Here is a 25879-nt window from a genome sequence, read left to right as displayed (position 1 = left end):
CGATTTCCCCCCTTTGAATTATCTTAATAATTCCAAAATATTATACAATAAATTATACAATATATCGCATAAAAATGGAAAATAATTATTCTACTAGTAATTGTACGGTAATAGATTTCACATCAATGACTGATTGCTCCTTCATAATTTCCTGCATAATAACTTCTTTAAAATAGTTTATACTAGTTTCTAACGGGATATGAAGAATTTTTCTTAAAGCCGTTTCATACATGTTTACAAATTCAACATCCGTATTTCCACGTTGTAATTCAGCAAAAGCTTCATATACTTGGTCTAGCTTGTCGGCTAACTCAAGTAAACGGCCTTCAATAGTATCATCTTTTCCTTCTTTCATACGGTCAAAAAATACGGGCTGAAATTCTTTTGGTATCTCATCCAATATAAACTTTTCCATCATTTTTTCTTCCACATGTGTTAGCATTTGTTTTAGCTCAGGAGATGCGTGCTTAACTGGTGTTTTAATGTCGCCGATAAAAATTTCTGCAAAGTCATGGTTAATCGTTTTTTCGTAAAGTGATTTCCAATTAATTGTTGCTCCATTATTCTCTTCAAGAGTCGCAAAAAACATAGCGTATTGAGAAACTTTCCATGAATGTGCAGCCACATTATGTTCTTCAAATTTAAAGCGTCCAGGACATCGGATAATTCTTTCTAAATCATTCATACTCATAAAAAATTTGTGTATACCCATTAACAAACACTCCCTTATTATTAATCATACTGGAAAAACAAAAAAATACCATACTAAAACACTCTGAATTGAAGGTGAGATAAAATGATTCACTCTATGATAAGCCAATTAAATTATATCTCAGGTACAATAACACAGTTATTTGATTATATAGACGAAAAGTTACTTTCTAAACGTCCTATTGAAAATAAAATGACTGTTTGGGAGGTTTGTGTGCATCTTGCGCAAATTCCACAGGCAGATTTACTTATTTGCAAAGGATATAACTTAGATGAAATGCGGCTGTATTATGAAGAAAGTAAACCAGTCAATTTACAAGATGCAAAAGAACAATTTTTGGCAGGTATCCAGGAGGTTATGAAGCACATAGAAAAACATACCGAAGAGGCACTCTCAAAGGGTTTTACAACCTATTGGGGGAGTGAATATCGTACAGGAGAGTGGTTTCTGCAAATTATGAATCACTTAGTTCATCATCGTATGCAACTGTATTCGTATTTGCTTGTATTAAAGGTAGATGTGCAAGTTGTTTTATTTCGCTGATTTTTGGGTAATCCTTAAGTAACCCAAGGAGGAATTTAAATGACAAAATACGATAAATTAAAAAATACATTAGAAAAGCGTTTTGAAGAGTTAGAGCACCAGAAGCAAAATGAAGAAGAGTTTGAAACGACTGAGTTATCTAATTATGATAATCACCCTGCAGATAATGCGACGGATTTAACTGATCAACATACTCGGCTGGCATTAAATAGACATTTTGACGAGGAAATGGTAGATATTGAAAAAGCATTAACTGCTATAAAGGATGGTACATACGGGAAATGTACGGAGTGTGGAGAAGAAATTTCACTCGCTCGTTTAGAGGCAATTCCTACAGCTCTGACTTGTGTAGAACATGCTCATCAACAGGTCAATGAAGAAATTCGTCCAGTAGAAGAATCACTCTTAAATTCTACAACAGATCAGCCGGTGGAGGACGAAGACGAAAGACTTCGCGATTATTCCAACAGCTTTGAGATACTAGAAGAGGTTGGTTCATCTGATACACCACAAGACAAGCAGTGAAATGGATAGAGGTGTCCTTAAAGTTCTTACTGGACTTAAGGGCATTTTTTGAGGTAAGTAATATCCGGTGAACACTAGGTTCATGATACTTGAGTGTATGAATAATACTGTGATTTCCATTACAGGTGGACGCCGTTCTGCGGGCACGGCTTCAATCTTCTCGTCACTACGTTCCTATGGGGCTTTTAGCCCGTGGCTGTTCCTGCTGGAGTCGCCGCCTTGCACTACAATCAATATAATGTGTAGTATGCAGGCAAAAAGATTATGCATAGGCTATCGCTAAGATGATAATAGTGGTCAAAATTAATATAGTGATATAACGATCTATTTAATCAAAGGTACTATTCTGTTATGAAGTGTGATGAAAGTAGAATTCCTTTTTTACTAGTAGAAATAAAGAGAGATAGTAAGTAGTTACTAAATAAAGAATCGAAATAGCTCACTAAATTGCATCTTTGTGAGCTTGCTCTATGAATAAGAAAGTATCTTTTCTCTAGTTATCCAAAAACGCACTTACCTGTTTCTGAGGGTTGTAAGATTACCGAAAAAAAGGGATGCTGGTTGGTTGTGACGTCCGTCACAACCAACCAGCATCCCTAAAAATTCACTCGGTAAAATGTCTGTCCAAAGCCCTTCGAAAACGATTGAAACAGGTTTTGACCTTTAAGGACAGGTCATCTTTTTTGCCCAGTTTTTTTGTCTTGAGATTGAAATATTTAGTTTATGTAAAGAAAAGATAAAATATTTAGAAAGCCGATTAAGCGCATTTCAGAAGTGATTATAGTACACTAGGGGAAAGGAGTGGAATCCCTGTGCCAGCTATTGTTTTGTTTGATGGAGAGTGCAATTTTTGTGATGCAAGTGTGCAGTTTATAATTAAACGAGATCCAAAAGGTTATTTTCAGTTTGCAGCGCAACAAAGTGATATTGGGGCAAAGTTCAAACGTGAGTATGCTGTACCTGACACTTTGGATAGTATATTAGTTATTGACCAACATAAGGTGTATTACTCCTCAGATGCTGCACTCCAAATTAGCAGACATTTAAATGGACTTTGGAGTTGTTTATATGTGCTAAAGGTAATTCCAAAACCTATACGCAACATAGTATATAAATTCATAGCGAAAAATCGTTATGCATGGTTTGGGAAAAAAGATAGCTGTATGATTCCACCACCTGAGATACGAAATAGATTTCTGTGACAATGCATCATTGTGTACTGTACATCAAATAATATAAGTACAGAGTGAAACTTCAATCAGTTGGGTTTTCTTTATCCTCGCTGATTGTTAGTTGAATCACATGGGCTTTTACGGTCAGTAATCTCCCATTGTTGTTAGTTACTTAGGAAGCGCAAGTCTTACGACGTACAGGACATACTAGTGCCGAGGTTGCTGTAGGACGTGGTGAACTTTAATCGGCCTACCCGTTAATGCGGGATAAATAGTTATGAGGTGAAATGGTATGAATGGTGAATTATACGATGTAACGATTATTGGTGGTGGTCCCACAGGTTTGTTTGCTTCGTTTTATGGTGGGTTACGTGATTTGAAGGTGAAAATTATCGATAGCCTTCCACAACTAGGCGGTCAATTGATGGAGCTCTATCCTGATAAATATATATATGATATTGGCGGACTTCCAAAGATATTAGCAAAGGATTTAGTGGCAAATTTAGAGGAGCAGGCTGCATATAGTAATCCAACCATTTGCTTAGAGGAAACAGCAATAGCGCTAGAGAAACTACCAGATTACTTTGCACTAACAACAGATAAGAATGTGCATTATTCTAAAACTATTCTATTAACTTCTGGGATAGGCTCATTTCAGCCGCGTAAGTTAAACGTTCCAGGAGTTGCCGAGTACGAAGGGAAAAACCTTCATTACAAGGTAAAGAGTTTAGAGGCTTTTAGAGATTCTGATGTTCTTGTATTAGGTGGAGGAGATTCAGCACTCGACTGGTCATTAATGTTAGAGGATGTTGCTTCAAAGGTAACCATTTGTCATCGTAGGGAGCAATTTACTGCACATGAAATGACTATTCAACAGCTTCAAAACTCGTCTGTTGAAGTAAAAACACCATATGGCATAAAAGAAGTAACTGGTGATGGTGAAAAAATTCAAGAAGTCGTGATTGTCAGTAAAGATAAAGCTGAAGAAAGAATCGCAGTAGACCATGTTTTAGTGAACTACGGAAACGTTGCTTCACTAGGCCCTCTAAAGGAATGGGGTCTGGAAATGGAGAAAAATTCTGTAGTAGTCAATGAAAAAATGGAAACAAGTGTTGAAGGAATATATGCTGCGGGTGATGTTTGTACGCATGATGGGAAAGTAAAACTGATTGCCGTAGGGTTTGGAGAGGTTCCAATTGCTATTAGCCATATTAAGGCATTCATAGATCCGAAAGCACGAGTACAACCAAAGCATAGTACGAGTATTTTTGAAGAAGTAAAATAGAAAAGTGTATGCACCTATGTATTGGAAGTCAGTCTAAGTTTGCGACATCGTGTTGAGACGACTGACTGAACCACATCCTGTGGGCCTCCGACAAGCGCTGAAATCCTGAAGCGACTCAGGCGGGCTAGGAGCTGGAGCTAGACAGAGAAAATCCCATGTCCTCTTTTGGAGAACATGGGATTTCATCTTATCTAAAAAATGCTTTGTCGATATTATATTTCGCTTTTTGAGTATTGATTGCATATGTTTCATAAATTTCGCGATCCATTGCCTCTTCTACAATACAAACACTGATTTTGTACACTTCATCTCGATGTTTAATCATCGGAGATACATTGTCTTCAAAGTGTTTTTTTATACGTTGTCTAATTTTACGCGCTTTACCAACGAATAAAAGTTCATCATTCTTATTATAGAAAAAGAATATGCCACCTTTATCACGAGGAATTTGATGGAAGTCGATAAATCCATGAATTGCTGGAATTTCTATGTCGCCTTCTTTTAGTACTTGTTCACGCTGGGTGATCGTTACAGTTGGTTTTGGTAATTCAATTTTAATCATTCGCTCACGTCCTCTTATTGTCTGTCCTTTAGTATATCAGAACTAAACTACAATATCTATTTGAAAGGTATTTTGTTGGTGGCAGGATTATTTATAACAAGTGACGAAATTAATTACATGAGTTAATTTCATAAAAGTTATTAATTAGTGAAATCCGTACAACGTTGATTTCTGCTATAGCCGGACGCTTTCCGCGGGATGGCTTCAATCTCCTCGACACTAAAACATATGCTCCTCGGATACTCGTCGCAAAGACATTGATCAAAAAGGTTCGATCAATTTCTTTCCTGCGGAGTTTTCAGCTCGATCTGTTCTCGTTGTAGTCGCCGCCTTCCACTTTTCAATCAACAAGATCGACCTTTTTAGAAAAAGCGAATAAAAAATTGTATTTTTATTTTAAACAGGTAAATATGAAATTGATTAACATAATATTATTTGGAGGAATGAACATGATTAGAAACCTAGAAGATTTTTTAACTGTTTGGCAGCATGAAAGTGATTCAACACTGAAAGTTTTAGAAGCTTTGACAGATATGTCATTACAACAAAGAGTGTCTGAAGACAGTCGTACACTTGGAACACTTGCATGGCATCTTGTTATTAGTATAGATGAAATGATAGGAAGAACTGGGTTGGAGTTTTCTGCCACTCCGCATGAAACACCTCAGCCATTGACGGCGAAAGAAATGGTGGAGGCATATAGACAATCTAGCAATTCTATTGTTAAGGCTATAAAAGAACAATGGACGAACGAAAGCCTTCTAGAAGAACAAGATATGTACGGAGAACTATGGACTGTTGCAACTGTATTGCAAACATTAATCTACCATCAAATACATCACCGTGGGCAGATGACGATACTAATGCGACAAGCCGGATTATCAGTTCCGGGAATGTACGGACCATCAAAGGACGAATGGCTTGCATTTGGTGAAGAGGCGCCTGAGTAAATATTTTGGGGAGGGTAAGATGAAAGTTTATGATTTACACTGTGATGTACTATACAAATTAGCGCAAGCAGAGAATACTATTTCATTTGCCGATTCTCCAAAACTTCAAGCAAGTAAAAAAGCGTTGGAGGTAGGGGGAATTGCGCTTCAAGTGTTTGCAGTATTTGTTTCGGAAGGTTTTCCTAAAGAACAGTTATTCTTGGAGGCAATTCGTCAAATTGAAATTTTCCACAGAGAAATTGTGGGGAAGGATGACAATATTATCCCCATATATGAATGGGAGCAGCTTGGATCACTAAAAGAAGGACAAATAGGAGCAGTATTATCGATAGAAGGACTGGATATGATAGATGGAGATATGCATAAGCTGAAACTATTACTATCTCATGGTGTGAAATTAGTTGGACTTACATGGAATGGACCAAACAAAGTAGCCGATGGTTCTTCTGAAGAATCTAGTACTGGATTAACACCATTTGGAGAAGAAGTCGTGTCTTTATTGAACGAACAAAATATAATTATTGATGTTTCTCATTTGAGTGAACAATCTTTTTGGGATGTTCTTCCTAAAGCGAAATGGATAATGGCAAGTCATTCCAATGCACAAGCTTTATGTAACTCTCCTAGAAATTTAAACGACAAACAGATTAAAGCATTAATCGCTAAAAATAGTCCTATACATGTTGTATATTATCCTCCATTTATAGGTGATACAAAAAAGTCAGTTGAGATACAGGATTTGTTGAAGCATATCGAGCATATCGAATCCCTTGGTGGTAAGCATTTGATAGGGTTAGGATCAGACTTTGATGGGATAAGTGAGTTTGTCGTAGGTTTAGAAGATGCATCGAAAACACAAAATATAGTAAGAGAGTTATTAGAAAGCTATTCAATAGAGGAAGTCGAAGGGTTTACTTCACAGAATTTTGAAAGATTCGTGATGCGCATTAGTAGGGAGGCGTAGTTTTGGGGAGCTTACCAGATTGGTTTTTTGCAGTAGCAATTGCAGTTGTTATTTGTTTCGTTATTTTAGCGGAATGGTGGACGCGAAGAGGATAAAGAGTGTGCTATACTAGGTAAATGAAAAAACGTATAGGAAGAGGAATCACATGCTAACATTTGAAGAAAAAGAAGCAATTATTCAAGAATTTACGGAGCTAACTCGTAAAGAAGTATCGATGAAGCGAGTTAATTATCATTTCGAAAAGAGTTTATATGAAAAAACAACTGTTGTTTATCACCTTCATCCGAATGGAAATGGCTTTGTTTACGTAGGTGATCTTCCGCAATATGAAGCAGCTGACGATAAAGGGTTATTAAATATTCGGGAAGCTTCTGCTGATGAGCTTAGAAGTATTATTAAAGACTCGATTACTTATCTATCAACAGAGGAAGAAGAGCCACAGGACGAAGAAGTAGAGGAAGTTTGGAAAAACAAAGAAAATTCTAAGTTAACGCTATTACAAGAAGATACATTATGGAATATCTATCACGGGTATAATTTAGAGGAAAGCTTTGGTTCTTATAGCGAAGCAAAAACTTATCTTTTAGAAGAGGGCTTCCGCCTAGATAGCAAAAGATAAGGAGGTTCTTATAATGAAGGGAAAGTATACTGTAGGAATACTGATTGCTATTGTATTAGTTGCGATTGGTGCGAGCTTTTATTTTATTATGCAGTTTTTTGAGGATAATCCAACTCAACCACAACAACCAACAGATTACATAGAAGGAGTTATTATTGATATCCAAGATACCTCCATTTTAGTAATTGGTGGCTTATCGGTTGGTGAGGCGAAGAATATGTCGGTGGAAGAAGCACTGGAATCTGGTAATGATGCCACCTGGTTTTCTTTGACCATGGATCAGCGTAATTCATTAAAGTCATATGATGAAGTGAAGGTTGGATATACCGAGCTTGATGAATCATATCCTTCTAAAGGGACAGCCAAGACGATTGAAAAGATAAATGAATAATAACAAAAGAACCGAAATAGCGTAGATGACACTCTCGTTACATCGGTTTTTTTACTCTGTTGGGAAGCTTGCATTTTTATTGGCTAAGTGTATCTAATATTAAGGTTCCTTTTAAGAAGAGTATAAATTTTAACTAGTAATTCTAGTTTACGTTTGAGGAGTTTATTGAATAAATAAGTAAACAGAAGATATTAGCCGCCGATTTCCATTGGGTATAAGTTAGCTTTGTTTACTTAAGTGGATAAATCATGTTAATCTATTGCTTATGTATTACTATTGTGGAAGAAAGAGGTATGAGATGACGAACGATCAAAGAAAGAAATTATTTGTATTAATGATTAATATGTTTATAGCGATAGGGAGTTTTGGTATTATTATTCCCATTTTACCAGCCTATTTAAAATCTATTGATCAAGGTGGGATAGCAGCTGGCCTAATGATATCAATATTTGCTGGAGCACAGCTTGTGATGTCTCCAATTGCAGGTAAATGGGCAGATAAATACGGGAGAAGAATTATGATTATTGCTGGTCTGAGTGGACTTGCTTTATCTATGTTTGTATTTTACTTCTCAGATTCTATAGGTATTCTGTATGTTTCTCGTGTTATTGGCGGAGTTGGTGCGGCGTTATTAGTTCCGGCTATTTTTGCATACGTGGCGGATATTACTTCAATGGATCAGCGTGCAAAAGGTAATAGTTTAATATCTGCTGCTATGTCTTTAGGTATAGTAGTAGGACCTGGGATTGGTGGGTTTTTAGCGGAATACGGACTGAAAATGCCCCTTCTCGTTTCTGCATTAGTAGGTGTTGTAGCTGTTATCTTTTCCACTTTAGTTCTAAAGGAAAGTAAGCCAGCGGATGTAAGTGTTCCTGAGGGTAAATCAGAACCGATGGTAAAAGAAATTGCTCAATCATTTAAAAAGCCTTATTTCATCCCGCTCGTTATTACGCTGGTGATGAGTTTTGGGTTACTTGCCTATGAATCCGTTCTAGGTCTTTTTGTAGATGATCAGTTTGCCGCATCCCCACAGGACATTGCCTGGATGATTACGGGAACTGGGATTGTCAGTGTAATTATCCAATTGTTCGTGGTGGATAAAGTTGTTCGTCGTTTTGGGGAAGCAAACGTGTTGAGAATCTTTTTAGGTGTTGCAGCGTTTGGTTTCTTGCTTTCTATTTTAGTATCGAGCTATGCATTTTTCTTTGTCATTACAATGATAATTTTCCTTTCGACTTCAATATTGCGTCCAGTGTTAACAACTTTAATTTCTAAATTAGCTGGAAACGAACAAGGATTTGCAATGGGTATGAACAATGCTTATATGAGTATAGGGAATGTATTAGGTCCATTGCTTGCTGGAATATTATATGATGTGAATATTATATATCCTTTCATACTAGGGCTAGTCGTATTAGTAGCAACGACAATTGGTTCTATTATATGGAAGGGTACGAAGAAAATAGCTTAACAGTAGCCACTCCTGGAATAAGGGAGTGGCTTTTTTGGACACGAAATTGTGCTACTATTTAGAAATTTAGCGTAGATTTTAAAATAAAAAGATATATATAATTTAAGAAAGGATACAAAAGGAGGGATTTGATGGTTTATCGTAAAACCAAGTATGCAAACGTAGCGGTTGCTCTACTTTTCCTAGTTTTATCTACCAACTTTCTTATTTATCAATCCACTGTTCAAGACTTTTTTTCTCTACAACTAAATACTGGTGCTGTAGTAGGATCGTTAATCGATTTAGCCATTATCGTGCCGTTTTTAATGTATGCCGCCTTTAAATTATCTATCAAGCAAACTATTGGAATTATCTTAGCTGGTTTATTGATAGCAAAAATACTCATACCTGACGAATTGTTCATTCCGTTTAGTGGAATACTTTACGCTGGCGTCACTATAGAGATACTTCTAATAACTGCAGAACTTGCTTTGATTTTTTTAGTCATTTTGAAAATACCCAAAATTAGATTGCAAATGAAAAAAGTGAATGAAGGAGCATTATTCAGCTTACTCCCCTCAGTTGAAAAAGTAGTGACAAAAAATATATTAGTCCGGGTTGTGATGTCTGAATTTCTAATGATGTATTATGCTTTTTTTACATGGAAGAAGAAAGCTCCTAATCATGCAGGGGTTGTAACAATGCATAAAAAAACGAGTGCAATAGCTCTCCATCTGATGCTGATTCATGCGATTGTCATTGAAACAATTGGAATCCATTGGTGGTTACATGATAAATCACTTGTACTATCAATTGTTCTATTAATGTTTAATATCTATTCGGTGTTCTTCTTTATGGCTGAAATTCAAATTATGAAATTACATCCTTTGGAGATTAAAAACGGCAAGCTATACATTTCGCAAGGACTTACCAAAAGAGTTGTAGTGCCTCTTCATGCGATTAAAAAGATAGAATGGGGAGGAAGAATTCCGAGTAAAGATACAATACGATTTATTTATAAAGATTTTGAGCCTGTTGAACCCCAGGCTGTTATACACCTTGGAAGACCAGTTGAGATGACAATGTTTATGGGGATGAAAAAGAGCATAACCGAATTTGCTATTCGTGTGGATGAACCGGAGCGGCTAAAATTCATTCTTTCATATGAAGAAGAAACTAAACATTTGACCTAGAAATAAGCATCCGTTATAATTATCTCAAATTCAAGATAATTGAAAGGGAGTTATAGCATGAATCATGTTTTTTACAAAGGTGAGGACTCTTCCAGACCGACACTATTACTTTTACACGGCACAGGTGGAAATGAGCATGATTTAGTGGGTCTCGGAAAAGAAATAGATATATCTGCTAATATTTTGAGTGTACGTGGAAATGTATTAGAAAATGGGATGCCACGATTTTTCAAACGCTTAGCAGAAGGGGTCTTTGATCTAGAAGATTTACAGGTTAGAACGGAGGAATTGAAAAGCTTTATCGATGAAGCAGCAGAAAACTATGAATTTGATCGAGACAATGTAGTGGCAATTGGTTATTCAAACGGTGCTAATATTGCTGCGAATCTTTTATTCGAATATAAAAATGTGCTGAACGGTGCGATTCTACATCACCCTATGGTTCCAAGACGTGGTGTAGAGCTACCAAGGATGTCAAAAACTCCTGTATTTATCGGAGCAGGTAAAAATGATCATATGTGCCCCGCAACAGAATCAGAGGAGCTACAGAACTTATTGCAAGAAGCAGGTGCAATGGTAGAGCTTTACTGGCATGCATATGGTCATCAACTAACCCAAGACGAAGTGCAAGCAGCAAAACAATGGTATCAATTGAAATTCTAAAAACAAAAAACAAAGCCAAGCAGAATTTTCTCTGCTTGGCTTTTTGCGGTGCTTCAGGATAACATTCTGACAGAAGATATTAATGTAGTTTTTTCGCTTTATACGGTCCTTTTCTAAAAGGAAGCCACCAGTTCCATTTGCCGAAAAGCTTCATTAAACTTGGAACAAGTAATAATCTAATGATAGACGCATCAATCGCTACTGCAATTGCTATACCTACCCCAATTTGCTTAACAGGCATTACGTCTGTAAACGCAAAGGCACCCGTAATAACAATCATGATTAAAGCGGCAGAAGTAATAATTTTACTCGTCGAAGTCAAACCATCAACCGTTGCTAATGTATTGTTTTGATGCTTTAAATACTCTTCCTGTATACGAGAGATTAAAAATACCTCATAGTCCATACTTAAGCCAAATACGAGACTAAACACAATAACAGGAATTATTAATGCAATCGTGGTCTCTTCAATTCCAAAATGTCCATATTGGAATATATATACGAGAATTCCAAAGGTGGAAGCTAAACCTATGATATTCATAATAATCGCTTTCAAAGGTATTAGAATAGAACGAAATGCAATCATTAAGATGATAAAAGTAGAGCCTAAAATAATTGCTAATAACCATCCTACTTTATCGAATATCTCATCGAAAATTTCTTGATTAAATTTAGGTTGACCCCCTAGCTTATAGTCGACTCCTAACTCTTTTTCTGACCATTCTCGTACCCAGTCTTGTGCTTCATTAGAAGAACCGTTTAAGTTTAGGGACACAGGTACTAGTAACTTATTGTCTTGAACAAATGTATCCATTAAAGGAGTTAGTTGTACCTCGACTTCTGGCACCGATAGGCTTTGTTCCCATTGCTTTACAGTTGGGATCTCGCTTGCTGTGAAAATAGTGTCAACCGACAAGACATCATTATCTGCAAGTAGTTTGTCTTCTATATTCTTTATGTCCTCTAATCCAGCAGTACTATCCCAACCATCTGGGCGTTCTGCAATCATATAAACCGTGGACTGTTCCCCTAAACCAAACTGTTTGTCCATCAATTCATACGCTTGTCTTGAATCATATGACTCTGGCAGTGAATCCACCTGAGGAATAGTCAATTCCATATTCTTTACGGGAATTATACCAATACCTAACACAATAAGTGCTACAAGTATCAATGTCACGGGACGTTTCATAACGAAAGAAGCGAAATTACGCCATCTAGTTGTAGCACCTGGCTTAACACGAATAATCGTCCATTTGTTTATACGGTCTTTTAATAGCATTAATAAAGCAGGGAGTAGGGTAACAGACGAAAGTACTGCAATCGTCACGACTAGCATTCCGCCGAGTGCGATGTTTTGGAATATCTCTACTTGCATGACAAGCATTGCTCCTAAACCAATAAATACACATAGCGCTGAAAATATAATGGACCTCCCGGCTGTTTGAATAGCAGTCTGTACAGCTTCGGTTATCGAATGATTTGCTAACTCCTCTTTGTATCGATTAATGAGTAACAGGGCAAAATCAATACTTAATGCCAATCCAAGCATTGGAATAATATTCATAACAAAAATGGATAAATCCATCGCTTCACTAAATAAGGTCATCACTCCAAATGCAGAAACCACCGTCACAATTCCTACTGCAAGTGGGATAAAGGCTGCGACGACGCTACCAAAAGCAAGTAGTAATACGACTATAGCTATCGGTAAGCCTATTGCCTCAGCACTAGCTAAGTCTTTTTGACTGGCACTATTAATGTCTTTGTTAATAGCTGCACCACCAGTTAACGTAACGCCTTGCTCTCCGTCAATAGCTTCTCTGATGTCATCAACCGCACTTGTCATATCAGCATCGGAGTCGAAATGAAGCATTGCATAGGCAACATGATCTTTATATAAAGAATCATCCGTTAAAGGAGACTGGATAGATTCTGCAAGTTCCAATTGTTCTATCTCCTTTAACGTATGTTCGATCGTACTATTGGACGTTTGATCAAAAACTACAAATAGGGACTCAGCTGGAAAATCAAATGTTTTCGTTAATTCGTCCATCACTTCGGCATGTTCTCCGTCTGTACTAAATCCATCACCTTCTAATAGGCCAGGTAGTCGAATAGCCAATACAGCTAAGACTGCAAATAAAAGTAACCAAATACCCAAAATCAACTTATAGTGACGTGTCACTATTTTGGACAAGCCTGTCATGAAATTCCTCCTCAAATAAAACCTAGTTACATTGTAAGGCAAAAAGAGTCAAAAATACTAATATAATGATAGAATATGAGTAGCAATTCCACAGGAGGGATTCCATTGAAAATAGCTTCACCGAAAATCTCAAAATCATTAGATGTATTAGACGTGCAAAGAGCACTACTAGAAGATAATTATGTATCTAATGGATTAGTTACAACATTAGAATTAGACCGGGAGCAAGAAGAAAAGATTATATTTGACCAAATTCATTTTCAGCATATTTCCTTGGAGGGAGTACGTTTTCATCGGGTGGAGTTTATCGATTGCCTATTCGAGAAATGTGACTTATCTAATGTCGATTTTTGCGATGCGGTGTTCCACCGAGTGGAAATTCGGGGCTCGAAATTATTAGGGGCTAACATCTCACAGAGTAGAATGACCGAAGTGAAAATAGTAGATTCAGTTGCTAACTATGTGAGTATGAGCTTTTCTAAATTGAAAAAAGTCTCCTTCACTAAAATTGCATTTAACCGTGCAGATTTTATAGAAGCCACATTTGATAAGGTCAATTTTGAGGATTGTGAATTAAATGAAGCGAATTTCACAGGCACTGCCTTATCAGGAATCGATCTAAGCTCGAATACATATGAACAACTAACTGTTTCGCTAGATCAAATGCAGAATTGTACGGTTTCCACGGAACAAGCGGTTGGCTTTGCCAAATCATTAGGTTTAAAGATCAAAGAATAGAGTACTTATGAGAGGGATTCTCTGCCAAAAGAGTGAGTGTGACCGCCATGCCTGGCTATAGAGAGAACTCAGCTTCTATACAAGAGAAATCGTTGTTATATGAGAGTACCACATCAATGTAATATAATTACTAACTCCCCAAACAAAAAAATGACCCTTGTCCTAAAGACAAGGGTTCATTTTTTTATTAAAAGAATAAACTTAGTATTTGGAAAATAACACCTGCCATTGCAGCAGAAATTGGTAAAGTAATAATCCAAGTTAAGACAATTTTCTTAGCAACTCCCCATTTCACGCCTTTCACACGTTGCGCTGATCCAACTCCCATAATTGCGGAAGAAATAACATGTGTAGTAGAAACAGGTAAATGAATTGTAGTAGCCCCGAAAATAATCATTGCAGAAGATAAGTCAGCCGCGGCCCCGTTAATTGGACGTATTTTCATAATTTTACCGCCGACCGTTTTAATAATTTTATATCCACCAATAGAGGTGCCGAGACCCATTGCAGTAGCTGCAGCGATACGAACCCATAGTTGAATATCGTCATTCGTTTGCCATTCCGCTGCGATTAAAGCCATTGTAATAATACCCATAGCTTTTTGAGCGTCGTTTGTTCCATGCGTAAAGGATTGAAGAGCAGCCGTACCAATTTGGAATATACGGAACCTTTTGTTTGTCCCATATAAACTCCCATTTTTAAATATGACTTTGAATAATGACATCATTAAAAAGCCGACAGCAAGCGCTAGAAATGGTGAAATGAGTAACGCTTGAATAATTTTAATGAAACCTTCCCAGTTTAAAATCGCAAAGCCAGCAGATGATACTGCTGCTCCGGCTATAGAACCAATCAGCGTGTGAGATGAACTGGAAGGAATCCCGAAATACCATGTAACTAAATTCCAAATAATCGCGGAAAGTAATGCAGCTAAAATGATTAGAGAACCATTTTGCAAGGCAAAAGGATCTACAATATCTTTAGTAATTGTTTTAGCTACTCCGGTAAATGTTAAAGCGCCCACAAAATTCATAATTGCGGCCATTAGAACAGCCACTCTAGGTTTTAGTGCTCTTGTAGAAACCGATGTAGCAATGGCATTAGCGGTATCATGAAACCCATTGATAAAGTCAAATGCAAGAGCGAATATTACTACTAGAATGGTTAATATAAATACTGTTTCCATATGTGTACACCCTACGCGTTTCGCATGATAATAGTTTCCAACGTATTTGCTACGTTTTGACAATAATCAGCGATTTCTTCTAGTTGTTCATATATGTCTTTAAATTGAATAATGCGAATTGGATCTTTTTCATTCAAAAATAACTGTTTAATTGATGAACGAAGTACCTCATCACATTTTCTTTCGTAATCTTTAATAAGGATAGAATGTTCGTGCATCTTTAGAAGCTTCTTACTTGCTAGAAGTCCCATTGCTTTAACGATCTCATCTGTGCTTTTGACAATATAACCTAAGAATGTGCGCATAGATTCATCAATCTCAATTAATGAAAACATTTCCAGGTGTGCAGTGAAATTATCAATGCCATCTAAAATGTCATCCATACGAATCGCAAGTTCAAGGATATCTTCACGTTCAATCGGAGTCATAAAGGATTTATTTAACATAACGATTAATTCATGTATTAATGTATCTCCTGCGGTTTCGTAATTTTTTAAATGTACACTAATTTCTTTTAAATCTGCAGCCGTATTAATACGAAAGTCATCTGCATAATGAGCACTATCACGCACGTTTTCAGCAATTTTTAATAGAGATACGAAAAATGGATCTGGTTTTTTTGAACTAATCATAAAAGCCTCCTGGACTTATTTAATATGTTTACTTTTTCCTAAAATAGCATAACAAAAAATTTACAAAATCAACACAACTTTTACTCTGTATTAGCCAAATTTACAATACTGTAACATTAGAGTTATGTAATTGAACAAATAAGCACTTTTTTGTTCGAAAAAAACCGTTTTTTGTCGGAATTTATAGAATTAAAATGCAATTTAAACAAAGATTAATATTATATTTATAAAAAAAGGTAAATATATGAAACTTTCTGAAAGTATCTCCGTATATACAATTAAGATAACTTTTTTCGCGGAAAGGGGTGAGTGATATAGAACAAGTTTTTTTATATGGATTAATCGGTATAGGTTTAATCACTATTTTGTATGTGCTATTTGCTGATGCAATTGATGGAATGGATAGTGGCATTTTCAACCCAACAACGATTCTGTCTTTCTTACTATTTATATGTGCTTCAGGTTTTATCCTATTAAAACTAACAGATTGGGACGAGAAAATTGTTATTCTTGCGGCTCTTATTATTTCTAGTATATTAACTTTCTTACTATACTTCTTTATATTAGTTCCACTCGCTTCTGCGGAGGTTTCCACAGCATATACAAATGAATCTCTACAAGGCCAAGTTGGAAGAGTCATAATTCCCATACCATCGGATGGGTTTGGAGAAATAGTAATTGAAACGGTAAATGGAGTAATTTCTAAACGAGCAGCAGGCTATGACAATGAAGAGATTGAATACGATAAACAGGTACTCATCATTGATTTTGATAATGGAACTTTTTTAGTAAAAGAATATGTACCATTAGTATAGACAAGAGGGGGAAAAGTAATGCAAATGGAAATGTTGATAGTTATTGGGATAGTAGTGTTTGTTATAGTTGCAATTTTAGCTGTTTTTATTACGAAATATCGTACGGTAGGACCTGATGAGGCACTCATTGTAACAGGAAGTTATTTAGGCTCTAAGAATGTGCATACAGACGAATCTGGTAATCGCATTAAAATTATTCGTGGTGGAGGGGCGTTTATATTTCCAGTGTTCCAACAAGCTGAACCGCTTAGTCTACTTTCTAGTAAATTAGAAGTTACTACACCTGAAGTTTATACTGAACAGGGTGTTCCAGTAATGGCGGATGGAACAGCAATTTTTAAAATTGGCGGTTCTATTTCCGAAATTGCTACAGCAGCTGAACAGTTTTTAGGTAAATCAAAGGAAGATCGTGAAAACGAAGCGAAGGAAGTATTAGAAGGTCATCTACGTTCCATCTTAGGTTCGATGACCGTAGAGGAAATATACAAAAATCGAGACAAATTCTCACAGGAAGTACAACGTGTAGCTTCTCAAGACTTAGCAAAAATGGGATTAGTCATTGTATCCTTTACAATAAAAGACGTACGTGATAAAAACGGATATTTGGACTCGCTAGGGAAGCCAAGAATTGCACAAGTTAAGCGTGATGCGGATATCGCAACAGCAGAGGCAGAAAAAGAAACACGTATTAAGCGTGCAGAAGCTTCTAAGGATGCACAAAGGGCTGAAATCGAAAGAGCTACGGAAATTGCTGAAGCGGAAAAGGATAATCAGTTGAAAGTAGCGGAATATCGCCGTGAGCAGGACATTGCTAAAGCTCGTGCCGACCAAGCGTATGAACTAGAAACAGCACGTTCTAAGCAAGAAGTAACTGAGCAAGAAATGCAAATTCAAATTATTGAGCGTCAAAAACAAATAGAGCTAGAAGAAAAAGAGATTCTACGTCGTGAGAAGCAATATGACTCTGAGGTGAAGAAAAAAGCCGATGCAGATCGTTATGCCATTGAACAAAATGCAGAAGCTTCTAAGTCACGTGAGATAGCAGAGGCGGATGCAGAGAAGTATCGAATTGAAGCTAAAGCAAAAGCTGATGCAGAGAAAGTTCGTTTAGATGGTCAAGCAAAAGCAGATTCTCAACGAGCACAAGGGGAATCAGAGGCGGATGTTATTAGACTTAAAGGTCTTGCAGAAGCTGAAGCGAAACGTAAGATTGCAGAAGCTTTTGAAATGTACGGTCAAGCAGCTGTTCTCGATATGATCGTTCATATGCTTCCAGAATACGCTAAACAAATTGCGAGTCCACTTTCAAATATCGACAAAATTACGGTTGTCGACACTGGTAGTGGAGAAGGTGGAGGGGCCAATAAAGTCACTTCATATGCAACGAATTTAATGTCTACACTACAAGAAACGCTTAAAGCATCCTCTGGAATTGATGTGAAGGAAATGCTTGAAAGCTATGCGGGTAAAGGGAATATCCGTCCAAGTATAGAGCGATTAACGGAAGAAATAAAAAATGTGAATGAAACTGCATAACGTTTTACCTCAAAGAACCTATGAAAATATTCATAGGTTCTTTTTATTGTATTTCATTTAAGTTGATTGAATTGTATAATAAAAGCAGATAAAGCTGAATGTTGTCATAGGAATAGGGGGGTAATATATGCTAACAGTTGAACAGATACAAGATATACGAATGAAAGCATATCTACCAAGAGTATTTACAGATCAATCGGTTACTACATACCTTGGAAGTGCAGAAAATATTTCTTACTCTTTATACACATTGTTTCCTAATACAACAACTTGGGTTTATTATAACTCAAATAATTCCGCTGATTTTGTGGAGCGTTATACAATTTTAAATGGTGAACTTGAAATAGATTGGGATGGTCAAAAGTCTACTTTGCATCGTGGTGATGTAATTGATGTAAATAAGTATGGGGGAATAGTAACTTGTAATACAGAATCTCATGTGGAGATTTTATTTGAAATGACTTCTTCGACATTTGAGAAAAGCTTTACTGAGCGTGAGATTATTCAACGAGATGCTAAACGAATTCAAGAGGTGGACGGGTATACTTATCATCATTGTTCGCGAATTCGTGATTATTCTATTGAGCTATGGAAAAGAATGAGACCAAATGGTCAAGGAGTAGCTATTCTCTCAATGGGCTCTTATTTTCATGATATTGGTAAGTTGGCAATTCCTATAGAAATATTGAATAAAACGGGTAAACTAACAGACGATGAATGGAAAGTCATTAAAATGCATACAACTTTGGGTGCAGAGATGATGCGAAATCATGAAATAGAACGAATACGCAAAGCCGCTTTTATTGTAGAAGAACATCATGAAAGGTATGATGGAAAGGGATATCCACATGGCTTAATAGGAAATGAAATTTCTATAGAAGCTTCTATCGTTTCAGTGGTGGATGCATTCGATGCAATGACCACGAATCGAGTGTACCGTAAGGCGATGACGATTGAGGAGGCCATTCAAGAGATGGAAAGTGGAAAAGGCACTCAATTTCACCCGGAGGTAGTGGATGAATTTTTAGCAATGCTAGAAGAAAAACAAAATAAATGGATTTAAAAGGAGCGAGGTTAATGTCTTATCGTATTGAGCACGACTCTATGGGAGAAATTAATGTTCCGGAAGATAGTCTTTGGGGAGCACAAACGCAAAGATCGAAACATAACTTTAAAATTGGTACGGAAAAGATGCCAATTGGCGTAATTCATGGTTTAGCCCTTTTAAAAAAATCTGCCGCAATCGTTAGTCATTCGCTAGGAAACCTATCAGAAGCAAAAAAAGATGCTATTGCAAAAGCAGCAGATGAAATACTAGCCGGAAAACTAGATGCGCATTTTCCGTTAGTTGTTTGGCAAACGGGTAGTGGTACCCAGTCCAATATGAATGTAAATGAAGTTATTGCTCGTAGAGGAAACCAATTACTTGAGGAAAGAGGGAGCGAAGAACGTCTTCATCCAAACGACGATGTAAATAAATCACAAAGTTCAAATGATACGTTCCCAACAGCCCTGCATATTGCTGGAGTGCTTTCAGTAGAGAACCAGCTACTACCAGCAATCGATGTACTAAAGGAAACGCTTGGAAAAAAATCTGAGCAATTTATGGATATTATCAAAATTGGGCGTACACATTTACAAGATGCAACACCTCTTTCGCTTGGGCAAGAGTTTAGTGGTTGGCATAGAATGCTGGAAAAATCAGCGAAAATGATTTCGCAAAGTGTAGAAGATATGAAGGAACTTGCAATTGGTGGTACAGCTGTTGGAACTGGGTTAAATGCACCAAAAGGCTTTGGAGATCAAGTAGCGGCTGAAATTTCTAAGGCACTTGGTATAGAATTTACATCTGCTAAAAACAAATTTCATTCTTTAACAAGCTATGATGATGTTGTTTACGTACATGGGGCAGTAAAAGCATTAGCTGCAGACTTGATGAAAATTGCGAATGATGTACGCTTACTTGCAAGTGGTCCACGTTCTGGAATTGGTGAAATCTCTATTCCAGAAAATGAACCTGGAAGCTCCATTATGCCTGGAAAAGTAAATCCGACGCAAAGTGAAGCGATGACAATGGTTGTTGCACAAGTGATGGGAAATGACACAACTATTAGCTTTGCTGCAAGCCAAGGGAATTATCAATTGAATGTATTTAAACCGGTGATCATTCACAACTTCCTACAATCAGTTGGCTTATTAAGTGATGCAATTCTAAGCTTTAATAATAACTGCGCAGTTGGAATTGAACCTAACCTTGATACGATAAAGCATCACGTAGATAACTCACTAATGCTCGTTACTGCATTGAATCCCTATATCGGATATGAAAATGCAGCTAAGATTGCAAAACATGCCCATAAAAATGGCACAACATTAAAAGAGGCGGCTATTGAGTTAGACTTACTGACTGCGGATAAATTTGATGAAATTGTCATACCTGAAAATATGATTTAAGTGGATGAAAGAAAAGTAACAGAAACCGTCCTGTAAAGGGATGCAAGCGCCTGAGTAAGCACCGACAAGCGCTGGAAGAATTGTAATAAAGGCGATCTTTGCCTTTGTTTGCAAGTCTGAAGCGACTCGAGGTGCTAGGCGTCTGAAGCTAGACAGAGAGAAAAGCGCAAGCGCCTGAGTAAGCACCGACAAGCGCTGGAAGAATTGCAATAAAGGCGATCTTTGCCTTTATTTGCAAGTCTGAAGCGACTCGAGGTGCTAGGCGTCTGAAGCTAGACAGAGAGAAAAGCGCAAGCGCCTGAGTAAGCACCGACAAGCGCTGGAAGAATTGCAATAAAGGCGATCTTTGCCTTTATTTGCAAGTCTGAAGCGACTCGAGGTGCTAGGCGTCTGAAGCTAGACAGATAATAAATAAAAAGGATTGTTTTCTTATATGAAAAAAACATTATTTATTCTACTTGCTTGTATATTATTGTTGTCCGCATGTGGACAGGAAAATAAGAAGGAAAACCATGAAGAACATGAGAATCACGTAGGTCATCTAGAAAATGGAGATTTACAGGAAACAACAGAATCAACAGACATATTGCCTGCTTTCTTAGATACACAGTCTGAGGATATGAAGCTTGTCTATCAAGCTGCTGCAAAGGCCAATGATGTACTCAAATGGATGCCTTGCTACTGTGGCTGCGGAGATAGTGCAGATCACAAAAATAATTTCAACTGCTTCGTCCATGAAATCAAAGAAAATGGAGAAGTCGTTTGGGATGATCATGGAACTCGTTGTGCGGCCTGCCTAGAGACGGCAATCACTTCCATCCAAATGATCCAAGAAGGAAAGTCACTAGTAGAAATTCGCAATACAATTGATGAAACGTATAAAGATGGTTATGCTACTCCAACTGATACGCCAATGCCTTCTTAAATAAAAAACTGCTCCTTTTCACAATCTCTTGTGAAGGAGCAGTTTTTTGTGAGTGTGAGTTTTAAAATCGGTAGAATTAAATAGAAAATCGGTCAAATATCATTAGAATCACTTAATATAATAATCACTGATTAGCTCATCCTTTATGACATCAGTTGGTATCTCAAATGTAATAACCCCCATATAACCAGGAGCGACCTCGTATTTATCAAAAGAAATCGTTAGCTTATGGTCTGCAGTAATAGAAAATGTCTGATCGGGACGAATGGATTCAAAACCAATTTCTTCTTCACTGGCAATCCAATACATGTTCATTTCGTCTTCAGCCATCTGTTTTGTCATTTCTCCTTTAATATAAGTGGAGATTGTCTCGATGTATCCTTGGTCGTCTTTAAATAGACTAGGTAATGTGATGAGTACTTCATTTTTCTTATCGATTGTATCTGTTCTCATAGTAGTTGATGAAGAACCTACTATATTCGCCTCGTAACGGCTAATCGAGAGAATCTCATCTGTATCTGTCACTACTTCATAAGTAGATACGACACCAAGATGGCCGCCACCAACCTCTTTCTGGGCTTCCATCTCTTTTTGAAAGCTTTCATAAAGTGCTTTATTTTCTGCAATATACTTTTCGTTCAAGCTATTTTCTAGCTCTTTATTAGTTAAACCAGTTACATTTGGTACTTTTAAATCTGCGTTGTAAGTGTCTTCATCTATAGTGATTTCCTGTATCGATATGACTTGAACGATGGAGCCAAGAATAGGCACTGTCGACAATGATTGAGCAAGAGCTGGGTTTATATTGACACTCGCTATAAAAATTGCTGCAGCAGCAACAAATCCAATTCCAAACTTTTTGAAAGACGGCATTTTTCTCGATTGTTCCTTTTTTGCATTTTGAATGGATTTACTTACTACTTGCTGCAGTTCTGTTGGGATTTCAATATCATCATACTGTTTTTTAGATTCATGTAACTTACTCATACCTTCACCTTCTCTTCCATATTCGTGCGTAATTTCCTTAAAGCTGCATATAATCTTGTTTTAATTGTATTTTGGTTTACACCAAGTGTTGCTGCAATATCCTCTATTTTCATATCCTCAAAAAAACGAAGTATAATCAGTGTTTTCTGTCTGGGTGTTAAATGATCGATTGCCTCGTAAAGGTCGATATCTGGTACATCCATTTCGTGGGAGGGTAAATGAAAGTCTAAAACTTCATCCTCCACTACAATCATTCGCTTGTTTTTATGAATAAAATCTATGGAAGTATTTATTAAAATACGGTAAAACCACGTTTTCAAATACCCGATTTGCTCAAGGGAATCAATTGATCTTAAAGCTTTCAAAATACTGTCTTGAATAATATCAAGTGCAGATTCCTTATTTTTTACATAGCTATAGGCGAGTCGGTAATGGGCATTTTGGTTTTCAATTATATAGTTTTCCACTAGTTTAAACTTTTCTGATTTTGTCATGACAGAGGTGTGCTCCTTTTTCTAACTATAACGTTCGAACGTATTAAATATTAGACGGGGTTAGGCGGAAGAAAGTTTGACTTTTATTTATTTTATAGGTAATGTACCTGCTTGACGAAAAATACTCCACCTGTTATGGTTATATACATAAGTGTATAACCATATAAGTGATAAGGAGAGAGGTTATTGTAATGAGCACACTTTTCGACCATGACAAACCGATCTATCTGCAAATACGAGAAAAAATTGAAGATCAAATTGTAAACGATCAACTAAAAGAGGGAGAGCAGGCTCCTTCTACGAATCAATTAGTTAGCTTTTACAAAATTAATCATGCAACTGTATCAAAAGGGATCAATCAATTAGTGGAAGAAGGAATATTATTTAAAAAGCGAGGGATAGGAATGTTCGTAGCAGATGGAGCAAAAGGAGTGTTAGTCCAAAATCGGAAAGACGCATTCGTAGATGATTATATTGTGGGTCTAGTGAGAGAAGCTGAGAAATTAGGTATAACTGAAAAAGAAATCGTTCAGCTAATAAGCAAAGTGAAAAGGAGTGATTCAGAATGACTTTAAATGTTTTAGTAAACAATTTGAGCTTAACATATGGTTCTTACCCCGCATTAAAGGATGTTTCGTTTATGTTGAATGAACCAAAAATTTACGGGTTATTAGGAAGAAATGGAGCTGGAAAAACATCTCTACTGTCTATCTTGGCATCGTACCAAGAGCAAACGAGTGGCGCTATCACAATAGGTGGCGAGATTCCATTTGAGAATGCAAAAATTATGCAGGATGTATCTTTCATTTTCAGTAAGGACTATAAGGATGAATCAGATAATGTAAAAGAAGCATTAAAGTATGTAGCACGATATCGTTCACAGTTTGATTTGAAATACGCTGAATATTTAGTGGGAAAGTTTAAACTTCCATTGAAAAAACCGATTAAAGAATTTTCAAAGGGTATGCAATCCGCTTTAAATGTAACGATCGGTTTAGCAAGCAGATCTCCAATCACGATATTTGATGAGGCTTATCTTGGAATGGATGCCCCCACTAGAGATATATTTTACCGTGAACTGCTAGAAGATCAATCAAACCATCCACGCATTATTATACTATCTACACATCTAGTATCCGAAATGGATTATTTGTTTGATGAAGTAATCATTTTGCATAAAGGGAGCATCGTGTTGCAAGAGGATTTTGAATCACTAATAACAAAAGGGTCCTCCATAACAGGAGCGGCAGAGGTTGTAGATGAATTTGTACTGTCGATGAAACAGCTTAATACACAACAATTGGGTAATACAAAGTCCGTTATGGTATACGGAGAACTGAATGATCGTGATCGAAAAGTAGCTCAGCAAAAGGGCCTTGAGGTTGGTCCAATTTCACTACAAGATCTGTTTATACATTTGACAGAGGGGGATGATTAAGTTGAAAAAAGCATCGATTTTTTCAAAGGTAGCAACGGACTTATTCTGGGTTCAATTGTTTTGGGCATTCGGCTTCTTGGGAATAATGTTAGCTATTCATGTAGTAAAAGTAGTCTTAGCTATAAACAGTGATAATGATATAGAAGTGTATTTTGTCTCGACATTTGTAGCTGCTAATATATTTATGCTTGTTATAGGAATTATCTCATCTTATGGACTTTTGCCTCACTATGTCAGTAATGGGGTGACGAGAAAAGATTACTTTAAAGGAGCTACGTTTGCTGCTGTAGGCCTTTCTATTGCACTTCCAGTGATTACAAGCATAGTTTCTGTTATTGAATTATTTATCTTGAAAATATTTAATATGTCTACTATATTCACGACCACTTTTGGAGAAAGAGTTAACATGGAAGATGACGGGATAATCGCTGAAATCATTCAATCCATTATTATAGCTCCATACGTCGACCCTCAAAGTAACTGGTTATTAGCGATATTCATTGTTATTTTAAACCTCTTAACGTTTTATCTACTAGGTTGGTTAATAGGTAGTGCATTCTATCGTTTTGGTGTGATAGTCGGTATAGTGTTTATCGGAGTTTCAATTGTCTTGGCACTTTTAGAAAATGCATTATTAAGCATAGGGTTAGGACTGACAGTACCAGACAGATTCTCTTCCTATGATTTTTCGTTACCAATAGCAATACTAGGTGTAGTAGTAATAATTTTCATAGTTCTATGGCTCATTCGCCAGCTTACAAAAAGAGTGGCTATTAAAATATAATAAAGTGATGAAAGTGTACGAAGTGAAAACTTTGTGCACTTTTTTATTTTACAGTATAGTAAACCCCATTATTTCTTATGAACACTGGGTTCATGGGACTATGGAGAAGGAATAATCCTACTGATTTCCGTTTCATGTGGACGCTTTCCGCGGGCGAGGCCGAGCCTCCTCGTACCTGTGGGGTCACGACTTTCTCGCTTATCCCGCTGGAGTCGCCACATTCCACTTCAATCAACAAGTGTGTAGCCTTCCATTATAAGATTGGGCAAAGCCTATCGCTTAGATGGAAAGAGTGGTCCAATTTTATTTATGCTGTCATCTAATGTTAAATGCGGACAGTAAAATTTCTTTGTAATAGCATCCATTTCACATTATTTATTTCCAATTATATGATGAAATAGTAAGCGCTATTGCCTTCAATTATCCGTTTACATCAGGTGCATGGTTAATTGGAGCACAGGACGGCGACTCCAGTGGGAACAGTGCGAGCTGAAGAACCTGGACGGAGCTAGCGAAAATCTTTTTTGCGACGAGCTTGCGCAGGAGCAACGGAAACTGCTGAAGCCGTGCCCACGGAAAGCGTCCGCCCTTCGCTACACTCAACGGCATATCTATGTTTCTGTTTTTAAAGGACAAGAGGAGTCTTTTTATT

27 protein-coding genes are annotated in these 25879 nt (G+C 36.9%); 20 read left to right on the top strand and 7 right to left on the bottom strand.

Annotated elements, in window-relative coordinates; genetic code table 11:
- Nucleotides 1–85: 85 nt before the first annotated feature.
- Entirely contained in the window at nt 86–712 is a 627-nt protein-coding gene (locus MKY29_RS19810) for a YfbR-like 5'-deoxynucleotidase (RefSeq protein ID WP_090566156.1), read from the bottom strand.
- An 84-nt stretch (nt 713–796) separates the two neighbouring features.
- Here MKY29_RS19810 and MKY29_RS19805 point away from each other — a divergent pair, with 84 nt between their 5' ends.
- The 4 genes from MKY29_RS19805 to MKY29_RS19790 all read left to right on the top strand — a co-directional run bounded on the left by MKY29_RS19805 (nt 797) and on the right by MKY29_RS19790 (nt 4237).
- The gene (locus tag MKY29_RS19805) at nt 797–1255 is read left to right on the top strand and encodes a DinB family protein (protein ID WP_093495675.1); all 459 of its coding nucleotides are present in this window, start codon (nt 797–799) and stop codon (nt 1253–1255) included.
- A 39-nt stretch (nt 1256–1294) separates the two neighbouring features.
- A complete protein-coding gene (locus MKY29_RS19800) occupies nt 1295–1780 on the top strand; it encodes a TraR/DksA C4-type zinc finger protein (protein WP_093495674.1) in 486 nt (161 codons plus the stop codon).
- Nucleotides 1781–2592: 812 nt separating this feature from the next.
- Entirely contained in the window at nt 2593–2982 is a 390-nt protein-coding gene (locus MKY29_RS19795; protein WP_093495673.1) for a thiol-disulfide oxidoreductase DCC family protein, read from the top strand.
- Nucleotides 2983–3244: 262 nt separating this feature from the next.
- A complete protein-coding gene (locus tag MKY29_RS19790; RefSeq protein ID WP_241598019.1) occupies nt 3245–4237 on the top strand; it encodes an NAD(P)/FAD-dependent oxidoreductase in 993 nt (330 codons plus the stop codon).
- Between the two features lie 187 nt (nt 4238–4424).
- Here MKY29_RS19790 and MKY29_RS19785 read toward each other — a convergent pair whose 3' ends face one another.
- A complete protein-coding gene (locus MKY29_RS19785) occupies nt 4425–4799 on the bottom strand; it encodes a nucleotide excision repair endonuclease (RefSeq protein ID WP_093495671.1) in 375 nt (124 codons plus the stop codon).
- A 449-nt stretch (nt 4800–5248) separates the two neighbouring features.
- Here MKY29_RS19785 and MKY29_RS19780 point away from each other — a divergent pair, with 449 nt between their 5' ends.
- The 7 genes from MKY29_RS19780 to MKY29_RS19750 all read left to right on the top strand — a co-directional run bounded on the left by MKY29_RS19780 (nt 5249) and on the right by MKY29_RS19750 (nt 11029).
- Nucleotides 5249–5749 (top strand): DinB family protein, encoded by a 501-nt coding sequence (locus tag MKY29_RS19780; RefSeq protein WP_241598017.1) that lies wholly within the window; start codon nt 5249–5251, stop codon nt 5747–5749.
- A 19-nt stretch (nt 5750–5768) separates the two neighbouring features.
- Nucleotides 5769–6713, top strand: coding sequence for a dipeptidase (locus MKY29_RS19775; protein ID WP_093495669.1), 945 nt, complete (start codon nt 5769–5771; stop codon nt 6711–6713).
- A gap of 145 nt (nt 6714–6858) precedes the next feature.
- The gene (locus MKY29_RS19770) at nt 6859–7332 is read left to right on the top strand and encodes a hypothetical protein (RefSeq protein WP_093495668.1); all 474 of its coding nucleotides are present in this window, start codon (nt 6859–6861) and stop codon (nt 7330–7332) included.
- A 13-nt stretch (nt 7333–7345) separates the two neighbouring features.
- On the top strand, nt 7346–7723 hold the full coding sequence (locus MKY29_RS19765; RefSeq protein ID WP_093495667.1) for a DUF3221 domain-containing protein: 378 nt from the start codon (nt 7346–7348) through the stop codon (nt 7721–7723).
- A 298-nt stretch (nt 7724–8021) separates the two neighbouring features.
- Nucleotides 8022–9194 carry an MFS transporter gene (locus MKY29_RS19760; protein WP_241598015.1) on the top strand — a complete coding sequence of 391 codons (1173 nt, stop codon included), beginning with the start codon at nt 8022–8024 and terminating at the stop codon, nt 9192–9194.
- A 131-nt stretch (nt 9195–9325) separates the two neighbouring features.
- Complete coding sequence (locus MKY29_RS19755; protein ID WP_340880607.1) at nt 9326–10366, top strand: beta-carotene 15,15'-monooxygenase; 1041 nt, start codon at nt 9326–9328, stop codon at nt 10364–10366.
- Nucleotides 10367–10423: 57 nt separating this feature from the next.
- A complete protein-coding gene (locus tag MKY29_RS19750; protein WP_090566193.1) occupies nt 10424–11029 on the top strand; it encodes an alpha/beta hydrolase in 606 nt (201 codons plus the stop codon).
- Nucleotides 11030–11108: 79 nt separating this feature from the next.
- Here MKY29_RS19750 and MKY29_RS19745 read toward each other — a convergent pair whose 3' ends face one another.
- Complete coding sequence (locus MKY29_RS19745) at nt 11109–13238, bottom strand: MMPL family transporter (RefSeq protein ID WP_241598011.1); 2130 nt, start codon at nt 13236–13238, stop codon at nt 11109–11111.
- Between the two features lie 105 nt (nt 13239–13343).
- On the opposite strand from MKY29_RS19745, the gene MKY29_RS19740 reads away from it, so the two are divergent.
- Nucleotides 13344–13976 (top strand): pentapeptide repeat-containing protein, encoded by a 633-nt coding sequence (locus tag MKY29_RS19740; protein ID WP_241598009.1) that lies wholly within the window; start codon nt 13344–13346, stop codon nt 13974–13976.
- A gap of 187 nt (nt 13977–14163) precedes the next feature.
- Here MKY29_RS19740 and MKY29_RS19735 read toward each other — a convergent pair whose 3' ends face one another.
- A complete protein-coding gene (locus tag MKY29_RS19735; RefSeq protein ID WP_090566201.1) occupies nt 14164–15162 on the bottom strand; it encodes an inorganic phosphate transporter in 999 nt (332 codons plus the stop codon).
- A gap of 11 nt (nt 15163–15173) precedes the next feature.
- Complete coding sequence (locus MKY29_RS19730; protein ID WP_090566204.1) at nt 15174–15794, bottom strand: DUF47 domain-containing protein; 621 nt, start codon at nt 15792–15794, stop codon at nt 15174–15176.
- Nucleotides 15795–16099: 305 nt separating this feature from the next.
- On the opposite strand from MKY29_RS19730, the gene MKY29_RS19725 reads away from it, so the two are divergent.
- The 5 genes from MKY29_RS19725 (at nt 16100) to MKY29_RS19705 (ending at nt 21524) form a co-directional block, all read left to right on the top strand.
- Nucleotides 16100–16609 (top strand): NfeD family protein, encoded by a 510-nt coding sequence (locus MKY29_RS19725; RefSeq protein ID WP_093495661.1) that lies wholly within the window; start codon nt 16100–16102, stop codon nt 16607–16609.
- An 18-nt stretch (nt 16610–16627) separates the two neighbouring features.
- A complete protein-coding gene (locus tag MKY29_RS19720; RefSeq protein ID WP_093495660.1) occupies nt 16628–18145 on the top strand; it encodes a flotillin family protein in 1518 nt (505 codons plus the stop codon).
- A 127-nt stretch (nt 18146–18272) separates the two neighbouring features.
- Complete coding sequence (locus MKY29_RS19715; RefSeq protein WP_093495659.1) at nt 18273–19208, top strand: HD-GYP domain-containing protein; 936 nt, start codon at nt 18273–18275, stop codon at nt 19206–19208.
- Nucleotides 19209–19222: 14 nt separating this feature from the next.
- On the top strand, nt 19223–20599 hold the full coding sequence (fumC, locus tag MKY29_RS19710) for a class II fumarate hydratase (RefSeq protein WP_093495658.1): 1377 nt from the start codon (nt 19223–19225) through the stop codon (nt 20597–20599).
- Between the two features lie 433 nt (nt 20600–21032).
- Entirely contained in the window at nt 21033–21524 is a 492-nt protein-coding gene (locus MKY29_RS19705; protein WP_093495657.1) for a PCYCGC motif-containing (lipo)protein, read from the top strand.
- A 108-nt stretch (nt 21525–21632) separates the two neighbouring features.
- On the opposite strand, the gene MKY29_RS19700 is transcribed toward MKY29_RS19705, so the two are convergent.
- A complete protein-coding gene (locus tag MKY29_RS19700) occupies nt 21633–22511 on the bottom strand; it encodes a DUF3298 and DUF4163 domain-containing protein (protein WP_093495656.1) in 879 nt (292 codons plus the stop codon).
- On the bottom strand, nt 22508–23005 hold the full coding sequence (locus MKY29_RS19695) for an RNA polymerase sigma factor (protein WP_093495655.1): 498 nt from the start codon (nt 23003–23005) through the stop codon (nt 22508–22510). The genes MKY29_RS19700 and MKY29_RS19695 overlap by 4 nt, the downstream gene beginning before the upstream one ends.
- Nucleotides 23006–23196: 191 nt before the next feature.
- On the opposite strand from MKY29_RS19695, the gene MKY29_RS19690 reads away from it, so the two are divergent.
- From MKY29_RS19690 to MKY29_RS19680, 3 genes are read left to right on the top strand one after another with little or no spacing between them, the layout of a single operon-like run.
- On the top strand, nt 23197–23574 hold the full coding sequence (locus MKY29_RS19690) for a GntR family transcriptional regulator (RefSeq protein WP_093495654.1): 378 nt from the start codon (nt 23197–23199) through the stop codon (nt 23572–23574).
- A complete protein-coding gene (locus MKY29_RS19685) occupies nt 23571–24443 on the top strand; it encodes an ATP-binding cassette domain-containing protein (protein WP_093495653.1) in 873 nt (290 codons plus the stop codon). Before MKY29_RS19690 ends, MKY29_RS19685 begins: the two co-directional genes overlap by 4 nt.
- Nucleotide 24444: 1 nt before the next feature.
- Nucleotides 24445–25227, top strand: coding sequence for a hypothetical protein (locus MKY29_RS19680; RefSeq protein WP_340880606.1), 783 nt, complete (start codon nt 24445–24447; stop codon nt 25225–25227).
- Nucleotides 25228–25879: the final 652 nt, after the last annotated feature.

The sequence above is a fragment of the Psychrobacillus sp. FSL K6-2365 genome, from assembly GCF_038003165.1.
GTDB lineage: Bacteria > Bacillota > Bacilli > Bacillales_A > Planococcaceae > Psychrobacillus > Psychrobacillus psychrodurans.
The sequence above is the reverse complement of the archived record's forward strand: the minus strand, read 5'-3'. Positions and strand labels throughout refer to the sequence as shown.